We start from the raw sequence: 10,422 nt of genomic DNA, 5'->3' as shown, positions 1-10,422 counted from the left end.
GGCAGGTGAAAGCTATGGCAGGCTGCCTCAGCAATCCGCATGGCATATGAGGCAGTTCCACCCATGACACCGCTCGGCTATCGCCGCCTGATCCTGACCCGCCATGCCAAATCCAGCTGGGACGACCCGGCGATGGAAGATCGTGATCGCCCGCTCAATGCGCGCGGACGCGCGGCCGCGCTCGAACTGGGCGATTTCCTCGCCTCGCGCGGGCTGGAGCCGGAAGAGGTGCTCTGCTCCTCGGCGACGCGCACCCGCGAGACATGGGACCGGGTAGAGCGCGCGGTGATCGAGACGCGGCCGGAGGTGAGCTATGTCGAAGACCTCTACCACGCAGCCCCCGAGATGATGCTTCAGGTCCTGCGGACCGCCTCCGCGCCGACGGTGATGATGCTGGGCCACAACCCGGGCATCGCGGAATTCGCACATCGCCTGCCCGCACGCGCGCTGCATGATCCCGATTTCCGCCGCTTCCCGACCTGCGCCACGCTGATCGTCGATTTCCAGATCGACAGCTGGGACGAGGTGCAGCCGGGACAGGGATCGGTGCTCGATTTCTTCACGCCGACCCGGCGCGGCTGAACACAGCTTTTCCCTCCCGTGATCGTGACGTTAGGGCACGGTTTTCTATGGCCAGCCGCGCGCCTGTGCCCTATCTCTCTGGCGTAATCATCACAGGAGGGTTTCCATGTCCGCTCAAACGCCGAAACGCATCGCCGTCACCGGGGCTGCCGGTCAGATCTGCTACGCGCTGCTGTTCCGCATCGCCAAGGGGGATGTCTACGGTCCCGATCAGCCGGTGATCTTGCAGCTTCTGGACCTGCCGCAGGCGCTCGACGCGGTGCGTGGCGTGGTGATGGAGCTGGAAGACTGCGCCTTCCCGCTGCTCGCCGGCACCGTTGTGACCGATGACCCGGTGACCGCCTTCACCGATATCGATGCCGCGTTCTTCGTGGGCTCGCGCCCCCGCACCAAAGGCATGGAGCGCCGCGATCTGCTGTCGGCCAATGCCGAGATCTTCCGCGTGCAGGGTGAAGCGCTCGACAAGGCCGCAAAGCGCGATGCGAAATGCGTGGTCGTCGGCAACCCGGCCAACACCAACGCGATGATCCTCGCGGCCAACGCGCCGAACTTCCCGACCGAGAACATCACCGCGATGATCCGGCTCGACCACAACCGCGCGCTGACGCAATTCGCGTCGAAGGCCGATCTGCATGTCGACGACATCGAGCGCTTCGTGGTCTGGGGCAACCACTCGCCCACCATGTTCGCCGACTGGACCGAAGCCGAAGCGAAGGGTCGCAAGCTCTCCGAGATCATCGGCGACGAGACCTGGTATCGCGAGACGTTGATCCCGCAGGTTGCCACCCGTGGCGCTGCGATCATCGAAGCGCGTGGCGCGTCCTCGGCTGCCTCCGCCGCCAATGCCGCGATCGATCACATGTATGACTGGATCCACGGGACCGACGGCAAATGGGTGTCGATGGCCGTGCCGTCGACCGGCCTCTACGACATCCCCGAGGGGCTGATGGTCGGCCTGCCGGTGATCTGCAAGGACGGTCATTACGAGCGCGTCGAAGGTCTGGAATTCAACGATTTCCAGAAAGAGATGATGGCCCGCACCGTCGGCGAACTGGAAGAAGAGCGCGAAGCGGTTTCCGACCTTCTTTAAATCGGACGCGAATATAGAAAAGGGGCGGCACGAGTATTCGCACCGCCCCTTTTTTTAATTCTTCGCCTTGGCGGAAATATCCCACGGGGGTCTGGGGGTGTGAAACCCCCAGCCTTGTCTTAGTGCCCGAGGATCTGGCTCAGGAACTGCTGGGTCCGCTCGGATTTCGGGTTGTTGAAGAAGTCATGCGGGTTGTTCTGCTCGACGATCTGACCGTCGGCCATGAAGATCACCCGATTCGCCACCGCCTGCGCGAAGCCCATCTCGTGGGTCACGCAGAGCATGGTCATCCCCTCTTCCGCCAGCTCGATCATCGTGTCGAGCACTTCCTTGATCATCTCCGGATCGAGCGCCGAGGTCGGTTCGTCGAACAGCATGATCCGCGGCTTCATGCACAGCGAGCGCGCGATCGCCACACGCTGCTGCTGGCCGCCCGAAAGCTGGCCGGGATACTTGTCGGCCTGCTCGGGGATTTTCACCTTCTCGAGGTAATGCATCGCCGTCGCTTCGGCCTCCTTCTTGGGCGTCTTGCGCACCCAGATCGGGGCCAGCGTCAGGTTCTCGAGAATGGTCAGATGCGGGAACAGGTTGAAGTGCTGGAACACCATGCCGACTTCGCGGCGGACCTTGTCGATGTTCTTCAGGTCGTTCGTCAGCTCGATCCCGTCGACGACGATCTTGCCCGCCTGGTGTTCCTCCAGACGGTTGATGCAGCGGATCAGCGTCGATTTCCCCGAGCCCGAGGGCCCGGCGATGACGATACGCTCGCCACGCTGCACGGTCAGATCGATGTCGCGCAGGACGTGGAACTGGCCATACCACTTGTTCATGTTCTCGATCTGGATCGCGACCTCGTCGGAGACCTGCATATGGCTGCGGTCGACCTGACGTTCGAATTGCGGTTCGGTCATTGTGTCTAGTCCCCGATTAATGGTTATCACGCTGCAGTCGACGCTCGAGAGACATCGAGTAGCGCGACATGGCGAAGTTCAGGATAAAGAAGATGGCGCCGACGAAGATGAAGGGCTCCCAGTAGATGCCTTTCCAGTTGAAGTCGGCGCGGATGAAGTCCGGGATGCCCTTGAGCGGGTCGAAGAGACCCACGAACACGACCAGCGTCGTATCCTTGAACATGCCGATGAAGGTGGAGACGATGCCCGGGATCGAAATCTTCAGCGCCTGCGGCAGGATGATCAGCCGCTGCGCCTTCCAGTAATCGAGCCCCAGCGCATCAGCCGCCTCGTATTGGCCCCGCGGGAGTGCTGCGAGACCGCCGCGGATCACCTCGGCGATATAAGCGGCTGCGAAGAAGGTCACGAGGATCATCACCCGCAGGATGATGTCGAAATTCGTGCCCGGCGGCAGGAAGTAGTTCAGCAGCAGCGAGGCCACGAACAGGAGCGTGATCAGCGGCACGCCGCGGATGAACTCGATGAAGACCACCGAGAAGCCTTTGACCAGCGGCATGTCCGATTGCCGCCCGAGCGCGAGCACGATCCCCAGCGGCAGCGACATCATGATGCCGCCCACACCCAGCGTGATCGCCAGCAGGAAGCCCCCGAATTTGGCGGAGTCCACCGATTCCAGCCCCCACGGCAGGATCGCCTGCAACCCGTCGATGAGCGGGCCCACCACGAAGAGGAAGTAGAGGATCGCGACGAAAGCGCCGATCGAGAAGGCCATGATCGAGCCAAGCCGCGGCGACAGCACCAACAGGATCGCCGCGCCCAGCACGAAGCCTGCGAAGATCATGATCGGCGTCCAGCCCGAGCCGCCCCAGAGCAGCCAGACGGCGAGGAACGGGTAGACCGGCGTAAACCACGCGAGCACGCGCGGCACCCAGGTGAAGAGAAGCGGGCCGACCGCCACGAAGAGCAGCAGGAAGGTCAGGATCGGGCGCCAGTACAGTTCCGGCGGGTAGAAGCCGAAGATGAACTGGTGCCAACGCTCGCGGATCACCGCCCAGCAGGCGCCGGTCGCGCCTTCGCCGTAACGGTCGGTGATGATCGTGCGGCATTCCTTGATCGAGTTGGCGTCCCAGACGCCATGCAGGAACCAGGGAAGGAAATGCATGACCAGCGTGTAGATCAAGGCCACGCCCAGAAGGGTCAGCAAGGTGTTCAGCCAGCCCGAGAACAGGTTCTCGCGCAGCCATTGAACCGCACCGGACTGCCCTGCGGGGGCAGGCTGTTGCGGCAGCATCGTGTCGCGGACATAGGCGACGGAATGGGCTTGTGTATCGCTCATCTCACCGCTCCTTCAGCTTCACGCGATTGTTGTAGACGTTCATCACGCCCGAGATCGACAGCGAGATCGCGAGGTAGATCAGCATCATCAGCGTGATCGCCTCAAGCTCGCGCCCGGTCTGGTTCAGGGTGATACCGCCCAACGTGCCGCGCAGTTCAAGATAGCCCACGGCGATCGCGAGCGAGGAGTTCTTCGTCAGGTTCAGATATTGCGAGATCAGCGGCGGGATGATGACCCGCAGCGCCTGCGGCAGGATCACGAGGCTCATCGTGCGATTGGCCCGCAGACCCAGCGCGAAGGCGGCCTCGGTCTGGCCTTTCGAGATAGCGAGGATACCGGCGCGGACGATCTCGGCGATGAAGGCCGCCGTATAGAGCGACAGGCCGAGCCAGAGCGCCACGAAGGAGTTCGACACGTTCGTGCCGCCTGTGAAGTTGAAGCCCTTGATCTGCGGCTCCTCGGGATTGATCCCGAGCGCAATGGCGAGGATCACAACGGGCGCGATCAGCACGAGCGCGCTCTTCCACCACATTGTAGGTCGGACCCCGGTCGCCTCCTGCACCTTGGCGGCGTGGGTCAGCATCCGCTTGTTCACCCAGATCGAGGCGATCAGCACGATCACCAGCGCGAGGAAGTTGAGCGAGATCGGTGCAAGCGCCGTATCGAGCGAGCCGAGCGAGCGATCGAAATGCACCGACGGGATCGCGGTGTAGCGATTGGTGAAGGCGACCGAGTCGAGCAGCATGGAGGCCTGTGCCTCGCCCGTCTGCTGGTTCACCTTATAGGCGTTGGGCGACGGGGCCACGTCGGTCAGCAGCGCGATCGCCACCAGGATCCACAGCAGCACCGGAATGTTGCGGAAGACCTCGACATAGACGGTCATCAGCCGCGCCACGAGCCAGTTCTTCGACAGGCGCAGCACGCCCACGAAGATCCCGATGATCGTCGCGGCGACGCAGCCCAGGAAGGACACCCAGAGCGTGTTGATGAGGCCGACAAGCAGCGCACGTCCGTGGCTCATGTCGTTGTTATACGGGATGATCGCATTGCCGATATCGTAACCGGCCCTCTGCCCGAGGAAGGAGAAATTGAAATCCTTCCCGAGGTCGTTGAGGTTCTGGATCACATTGTCCACCAGCCATGCCGCGCCGCCCATCACGAGGATGAAGACGATCGCCTGAATCGTCAGGGAGCGATAACGCGTGTCATAGATAAGCTGGCTGAGCCGGAAGCCCTGCTCCGGCGCGTCGGGCGCGCTTGTCATTCTTATTTCCCCTGTTGCCGCGTCGTTATTTTTGTCTGGCCATTCTTGCGGGCCTTAGTGGGGATGTCTCCCCTACGCACGGTCTCTTGAAAACGGAACAGGGGCGCGGATTGAACCGCGCCCCTGCCGGGCCCTTCTTAGCGGAAGGGAGGAGCGTACATCAGACCGCCTTGGGTCCACTGAGCGTTCAGGCCACGGGCCAGACCGATCGGGGTCTGCTCGCCGATGGTCGCGGCGAAGATTTCACCGTAGTTGCCGTTGGCCTTGATGGCTTTGACGGCCCAGTCCTTGTCGAGGCCGATCATCGCGCCGAGGTCACCCTCGGTGCCGAGCAGGCGGTTGACTTCCGGGTTGTCGGTGCCTTTGGCCAGCTCGTCGATATTGGCCGAGGTCACGCCGTATTCTTCAGCACCGATCAGCGCGAAGACGGTCCAGCGGACGATGTCGGTCCACTGATCGTCGCCCTGACGGACGGCCGGAGCCAGCGGCTCTTTCGAGATGATTTCCGGCAGGATCACGTAGTCGGAAGGGTTCGCGAAAGCGGCGCGGGTGGCTGCGAGGCCCGACGCGTCGGTCGTGTAGGCGTCACAAGCGCCGGCGAGGAACTGCTGTTCGCCTTCGGCGTTCGAATCAACCGTGATCGGCTGATAGGACATGTTGTTGGCCTTGAAGTAGTCGGCGAGGTTCAGCTCGGTCGTGGTGCCGGTCTGGATACAGATCGACGCACCGTCGAGTTCCTTGGCCGAGGTCACGCCCGAATCCTTGCGGACCATGAAGCCCTGACCGTCATAGTAGTTGGTCGCGGTGAACTGGAGCTTCAGGTCGGTGTCGCGCGAGAAGGTCCAGGTGGTGTTGCGTGCGAGCAGGTCCACTTCGCCCGAACCGAGCGCGGTGAAGCGCGTCTGGCCCGAGGTGGGGACGTATTTAACCTTCGAGGGGTCGCCCAGCACAGCGGCGGCGACGGCCTGGCAGACCGCGACGTCGAAGCCGGACCAGTTACCGTTGGCATCCGGCGCGGCGAAGCCCACGAGACCGGTGTTCACGCCGCAGATCAGCTCTCCGCGCGATTTCACGTCATCGAGCGTGGCCGCGCCAGCCAGACCGGCAGTCAGCGTCGCAGCCGTCAGCGCGCCGAAAAAGACGGATTTCTTCATTTTTACCTCTTCCTGTTGTCGCCGCTCTGACAGAGCGGTTCTTGGTCCCTCACGGACCTGGTCGATCGTGTCTCCATGACACGGAGTAACGAAAGTTTGGTCCATCCGATCAAAGAAGGTCAAGGCTAGTTTCCGGAATTCGTGAGGGCCCCTGCGTAAATCGTCAGCAAGTGATGATGCTTTTGGCAGGTCAATAAGCGGCGTGAGAATCCGCGGCGGTCACCTTTCGGTGAGCACCCAGATTCGAGCCGCGTCACACAACGCCTCGCGCTTGTGTGCGGCGATCTCCGCCGCCTCTTCATCGTCGCCCCATTGGGCAATTTGCCAGTCCTCGTCGAGTCGCGAAATCTCCCATGCTTCTTCAGCCGAGAGCCTGCCGCGGGTGACCGCCAGCCCCAGCACGAGGGAGCCGGTGATGCCCACGAGATCATGCAGAGCTGCCAGCGCGAAGGGGTCGAGGTTTGCCACCTCCGCCTCCAGCCGTGCCAAATGGTCGACAGGCTGATCGACCGGCAGAATTCCCGTCGTGACCTTCAGCTCCGCACCATAGGTTTGCGCCGCCCATTCCAGCAGCGGATCCCATTTCGCGCTCTGAAGCTCGACCAGTTCCGTCGGAGCCTCGGCGCGGTAGCACAGAAGATCGGTGCCGCCGAATTCGCAGACATGGGTGACGACCTCGGGATGCTGATGCGCCACCTTGTCGATCGCCGCATTGGCAGAGCGAGTGACCGGCATCGTATGGGGTTTGATCGCGCCGTCCTGCGCGTCCCATTCGGCCGCAATGGCCTCGGCATAGGCACGGGTCGGCACGGTCAGCGCGGCTTTCGCCGGCGTCTTCACCGCACGCCCGTCCAGTGCCACGCCGAACCCCTCGGGGTGCTCGGTGACGGTGGTTTCCGTCCAGAACCGCTTGGCCGCCCATTCGCTCATGCGCTCATCTCCCACAGATCCAGAAGTGTCGTTTCCAGCGCGTCGAAATCATCGACCATCTGATGCGCGCCCGCCGCTTCGAGCAGGTGCGGCGCGTGGTAGCCCCAGCGCACGCCGATCGTCGCGACGCCGGCGCTGCGGCCCATCTCGATATCGAAGCTGGTATCGCCGATCATCACCGCGTCGCGTGCGTCCACGCCCGCCTCGCTCAACGCCGCGCCGATCATCGACGGGTGCGGCTTCGAGGGGTGATCGTCGGCGGTCTGTTGGCTGACGAAGAGACCTTCCAGACCGTGATACTCGATCAGTGCCCGCAGTCCGCGGCGGGATTTACCCGTAGCGACCGCCAGAAGCATGTCGTCGCGCGCGGCGAGCTTGCGCAGCAGCGCCTCCGCCCCGGGATAGAGCGGCGCAGGCGAAGCCGCGCGCGCGGTCTTGTAGCTTTGCTTGTAGCCCTCGACGATACGCGCCTGCGTCTCGGCATCGTGCTCCGGCGCAAGCCGCGCCACAGCGAGCGGCAGCGACAGACCCACGATCTGCAACACGGCGGAGGCCGGCGGGGCGGGCAGACCCGCCGCCTCGAACCCGATCGTCATCGCATGGGTGATGTGGTTCTGGCTATCCGAGATCGTGCCATCGACGTCGAAGATCGCGAGCTTCATTTCAGATCCTCGAACGGGTCGGCGGGCACGTCGCCCTCATGCCAATCCAGCAGATCCCAGGTCCGCTTCATGTGCTCAGGCAACGGCGCGGTCAGCGTGATACGCTTGCCGCTGATCGGATGGTCGAAGCTGATCTGGCGGGCGTGCAGGTGCAACTTGCGGGAAATCTCGCCGCCCAGTTGCGCGCCCCAGCCGTCGCCCATGTTCTCCTGACTCGAGCCACCGTATTTGCCGTCGCCGATGATCGGGTTGCCGATCTCGGCCATATGCGCGCGCAGCTGGTGGGTGCGCCCGGTGATCGGCACCAGCGCGACCCAGCTGACCCGCTGACCGAGGATGTGCAGCGTAAAGTAATCGGTCGTGGCCCGCTTGGCGCCTTCGGTCTTGTCGACCTTGGCGGGATGGATGCAGATCATCTTCTCGCCCTCGCCGCCGCGCCCGTGACCCGGCGCTTTCACGAGACCAAAGCGGATCGTGCCGGTCTTCGGTTCGGGCGCGCCCGCGACGGCCGCCCAATAGATCTTGCGCGTGGTCTTGCCGCGGAACGCCTCGGACAGGCGGCGCGCGACGCGGTCGGTGCGCGCCAGCAGCAGCACGCCCGAAGTGTCCTTGTCGAGGCGATGCACCAGCTTCGGCTTGTCCTTGTAGCCGAATGTCAGCGCCTCGCTCAGCCCGTCGACATGGCGGTTGCCCTGCCCCGAGCCACCCTGCGAGGGCAGCCCCGGCGGCTTGTTGAGCGCGATGATATGCTCGTCCTTCCAGAGCACGCAGCTTTGGATGAATTTCGCATCCTCCTCCGAGATACCCTCGGTCCTCGGCGCGGGCGCGGAATCGGGGATCGGCGGCACCCGGATTTCCTGCCCCGGCGCGACGCGCGAATTGGCCTTCACCCGACCCTTGTCCACGCGCAGGTCGCCCTTGCGGCAGAACTTCTCGATCATGCCCTGGGACAGGTGCGGAAACCGCTTTTTCAGGAACCGGTCGAGGCGCTGTTCGCCCTCGTCTTCGGTGACAGTGATATGCTGGACGCCGCTCATAGCATGGCCCTCATCAATAGAATGCCAGCGACGAGGCCCAGAAGCCCCGCGCCGACCGACAGTCCGATATAGCTGACTGCCAATGTGACATCACCTTTCTCGATCAAGCGATAGGCTTCGAGCGAGAAAGAGGAGAAAGTGGTGAAGCCCCCGAGAAAGCCGGTCGCGAGGAAGGCGTTCCAATGGGTCAGCTGCTTGTCACCGAGGAACACCACGAGCGCGCCCATCAGGAACGAGCCGAGGATATTCACCGTGATGACGCCCAGCGGGAAAGGCTGCGCGCCGAAGCTGCGCATCATTCCGACGCCGACGAGGTAGCGCCCCGATGCACCCATCGCGCCGCCTAGCGCGACCTGCAAAATCGTAGAAAGCATCGCAGTCTCCTTTGGCGCCCTAAGAGCGTTCACAGGCCTGAATGTCAAGATTTGCGCTGTTCGCGCAGCTTGGCAAACCAGTCGACCCGCTTTTTCAACTCGCGCTCGAAGCCGCGCTCGACGGGCTGATAGAGGACCGGGCGCTTCATCGTGTCGGGGAAGTAGTTCTGCCCCGAGAAGCCGTCCTCCGCGTCGTGGTCATAGGCATAGCCCGCGCCGTAGCCCTGTTCCGACATCAGCTTGGTCGGGGCGTTGAGGATATGCTTGGGCGGCGGCTCCGATCCGGTCTTCTGCGCCTGCGCCCGCGCGCCCTTGTAGGCGACATAGCCCGCGTTGGATTTCGGCGCGAGCGCGAGATAGATCACCGTCTGCGCCAGCGCCAGCTCCCCCTCGGGCGAGCCGATGCGCTCGTAGATTTCCCAAGCGTGCAGCGCATGTGTCTGGGCCTGTGGGTCGGCCAGCCCGATATCCTCGACCGCCATGCGCACGAAGCGCCGCGCGAGATAGCGCGGGTCCTCGCCGCCCTCCAGCATCCGCGCGAACCAATAGAGCGCCGCATCCGGGTCCGATCCGCGCACGGATTTATGGAGCGCCGAGATCAGGTTGTAATGCTCATCTCCGGACTTGTCGTATTTCGCTGCGCGGCGCATCAGCCGGGTCGACAGCGCGTCGGTGTCGAGCGTGCCGGTGACTTTCCACGCCGCCACCTGCTCGATCAGGTTGAGAAGCGCGCGACCGTCGCCATCCGCCATTTCCAGCAGCGCCTCGCGCGCCTTACCGGTCAGCGGCAGCGGACGATCGAGCGCCTTCTCGGCGCGCTGTGCGAGGCGTTCGAGATCGGCGAGGTCGAGGCGCTCCAGCACCATGACCTGCGCCCGGCTCAGCACAGCGGCGTTCAGCTCGAAGCTCGGGTTCTCGGTGGTGGCGCCCACCAGCATGATCGTGCCGTCTTCCATATGCGGCAGGAAGCTGTCCTGCTGCGCCTTGTTGAAGCGGTGGATCTCGTCAACGAAGAGGAGCGTTCCTTTCCCCGCAGCGCGACGCGCCTTGGCGCGCTCAAACACTTTGCGCAAATCAGCTTA

10 protein-coding genes and 1 pseudogene are annotated in these 10,422 nt (G+C 63.5%); 2 read left to right on the top strand and 9 right to left on the bottom strand.

All coding sequences use genetic code 11. The annotated features are described in order from the left end of the window. Nucleotides 1-63: 63 nt before the first annotated feature. Nucleotides 64-582: a SixA phosphatase family protein gene (locus B3D39_RS10470; RefSeq protein WP_078521763.1), complete on the top strand. Its 519-nt coding sequence runs from the start codon at nt 64-66 to the stop codon at nt 580-582. A 106-nt stretch (nt 583-688) separates the two neighbouring features. Then, the gene (locus B3D39_RS10465) at nt 689-1,672 is read left to right on the top strand and encodes a malate dehydrogenase (RefSeq protein ID WP_078540190.1); all 984 of its coding nucleotides are present in this window, start codon (nt 689-691) and stop codon (nt 1,670-1,672) included. A 119-nt stretch (nt 1,673-1,791) separates the two neighbouring features. On the opposite strand, the gene B3D39_RS10460 is transcribed toward B3D39_RS10465, so the two are convergent. From B3D39_RS10460 to B3D39_RS10420, 9 genes and pseudogenes are all read right to left on the bottom strand, one after another. After that, a complete protein-coding gene (locus B3D39_RS10460; protein ID WP_078540191.1) occupies nt 1,792-2,583 on the bottom strand; it encodes an amino acid ABC transporter ATP-binding protein in 792 nt (263 codons plus the stop codon). 16 nt (nt 2,584-2,599) lie between these two features. After that, nucleotides 2,600-3,919 carry an amino acid ABC transporter permease gene (locus tag B3D39_RS10455; RefSeq protein WP_274962847.1) on the bottom strand — a complete coding sequence of 440 codons (1,320 nt, stop codon included), beginning with the start codon at nt 3,917-3,919 and terminating at the stop codon, nt 2,600-2,602. A gap of 1 nt (nt 3,920) precedes the next feature. Continuing rightward, nucleotides 3,921-5,183, bottom strand: a complete 1,263-nt coding sequence (locus B3D39_RS10450; protein WP_078521770.1) for an amino acid ABC transporter permease — start codon at nt 5,181-5,183, stop codon at nt 3,921-3,923. Between the two features lie 137 nt (nt 5,184-5,320). Further along, nucleotides 5,321-6,337 (bottom strand): amino acid ABC transporter substrate-binding protein, encoded by a 1,017-nt coding sequence (locus tag B3D39_RS10445; RefSeq protein WP_078521773.1) that lies wholly within the window; start codon nt 6,335-6,337, stop codon nt 5,321-5,323. A gap of 219 nt (nt 6,338-6,556) precedes the next feature. Continuing rightward, a complete protein-coding gene (locus tag B3D39_RS10440; RefSeq protein WP_274962848.1) occupies nt 6,557-7,267 on the bottom strand; it encodes an ATP12 family chaperone protein in 711 nt (236 codons plus the stop codon). Next, nucleotides 7,264-7,929, bottom strand: a complete 666-nt coding sequence (locus tag B3D39_RS10435) for an HAD-IA family hydrolase (RefSeq protein ID WP_274962849.1) — start codon at nt 7,927-7,929, stop codon at nt 7,264-7,266. Before B3D39_RS10435 ends, B3D39_RS10440 begins: the two co-directional genes overlap by 4 nt. Beyond that, nucleotides 7,926-8,966 carry an RluA family pseudouridine synthase gene (locus B3D39_RS10430; protein ID WP_286789668.1) on the bottom strand — a complete coding sequence of 347 codons (1,041 nt, stop codon included), beginning with the start codon at nt 8,964-8,966 and terminating at the stop codon, nt 7,926-7,928. Before B3D39_RS10430 ends, B3D39_RS10435 begins: the two co-directional genes overlap by 4 nt. Next, the gene (gene crcB / locus B3D39_RS10425) at nt 8,963-9,340 is read right to left on the bottom strand and encodes a fluoride efflux transporter CrcB (protein WP_078545316.1); all 378 of its coding nucleotides are present in this window, start codon (nt 9,338-9,340) and stop codon (nt 8,963-8,965) included. Before crcB ends, B3D39_RS10430 begins: the two co-directional genes overlap by 4 nt. A 44-nt stretch (nt 9,341-9,384) precedes the next feature. After that, nucleotides 9,385-10,416, bottom strand: a pseudogene (locus B3D39_RS10420) (replication-associated recombination protein A); the annotation flags it as partial. Between the last annotated feature and the right edge of the window lie 6 nt (nt 10,417-10,422).

The organism is Thioclava sp. UBA3469, assembly GCF_002378135.1.
GTDB classification, from domain to species: Bacteria; Pseudomonadota; Alphaproteobacteria; order Rhodobacterales; family Rhodobacteraceae; genus Thioclava; species Thioclava sediminum.
Note: the sequence above shows the minus strand (reverse complement) of the source record. Positions and strands in the feature narration are given on the sequence as shown.

Bases quoted from the DNA above. Each gene is read 5' to 3' on its own strand.
- B3D39_RS10435 (WP_274962849.1), bottom strand. From the start codon at position 7,929: ATGAAGCTCGCGATCTTCGACGTCGATGGCACGATCTCGGATAGCCAG.
- B3D39_RS10445 (WP_078521773.1), bottom strand. From the start codon at position 6,337: ATGAAGAAATCCGTCTTTTTCGGCGCGCTGACGGCTGCGACGCTGACT.
- B3D39_RS10430 (WP_286789668.1), bottom strand. From the start codon at position 8,966: ATGAGCGGCGTCCAGCATATCACTGTCACCGAAGACGAGGGCGAACAG.
- B3D39_RS10470 (WP_078521763.1), top strand. From the start codon at position 64: ATGACACCGCTCGGCTATCGCCGCCTGATCCTGACCCGCCATGCCAAA.
- B3D39_RS10450 (WP_078521770.1), bottom strand. From the start codon at position 5,183: ATGACAAGCGCGCCCGACGCGCCGGAGCAGGGCTTCCGGCTCAGCCAG.
- B3D39_RS10440 (WP_274962848.1), bottom strand. From the start codon at position 7,267: ATGAGCGAATGGGCGGCCAAGCGGTTCTGGACGGAAACCACCGTCACC.
- B3D39_RS10465 (WP_078540190.1), top strand. From the start codon at position 689: ATGTCCGCTCAAACGCCGAAACGCATCGCCGTCACCGGGGCTGCCGGT.
- B3D39_RS10455 (WP_274962847.1), bottom strand. From the start codon at position 3,919: ATGAGCGATACACAAGCCCATTCCGTCGCCTATGTCCGCGACACGATG.
- B3D39_RS10460 (WP_078540191.1), bottom strand. From the start codon at position 2,583: ATGACCGAACCGCAATTCGAACGTCAGGTCGACCGCAGCCATATGCAG.
- crcB (WP_078545316.1), bottom strand. From the start codon at position 9,340: ATGCTTTCTACGATTTTGCAGGTCGCGCTAGGCGGCGCGATGGGTGCA.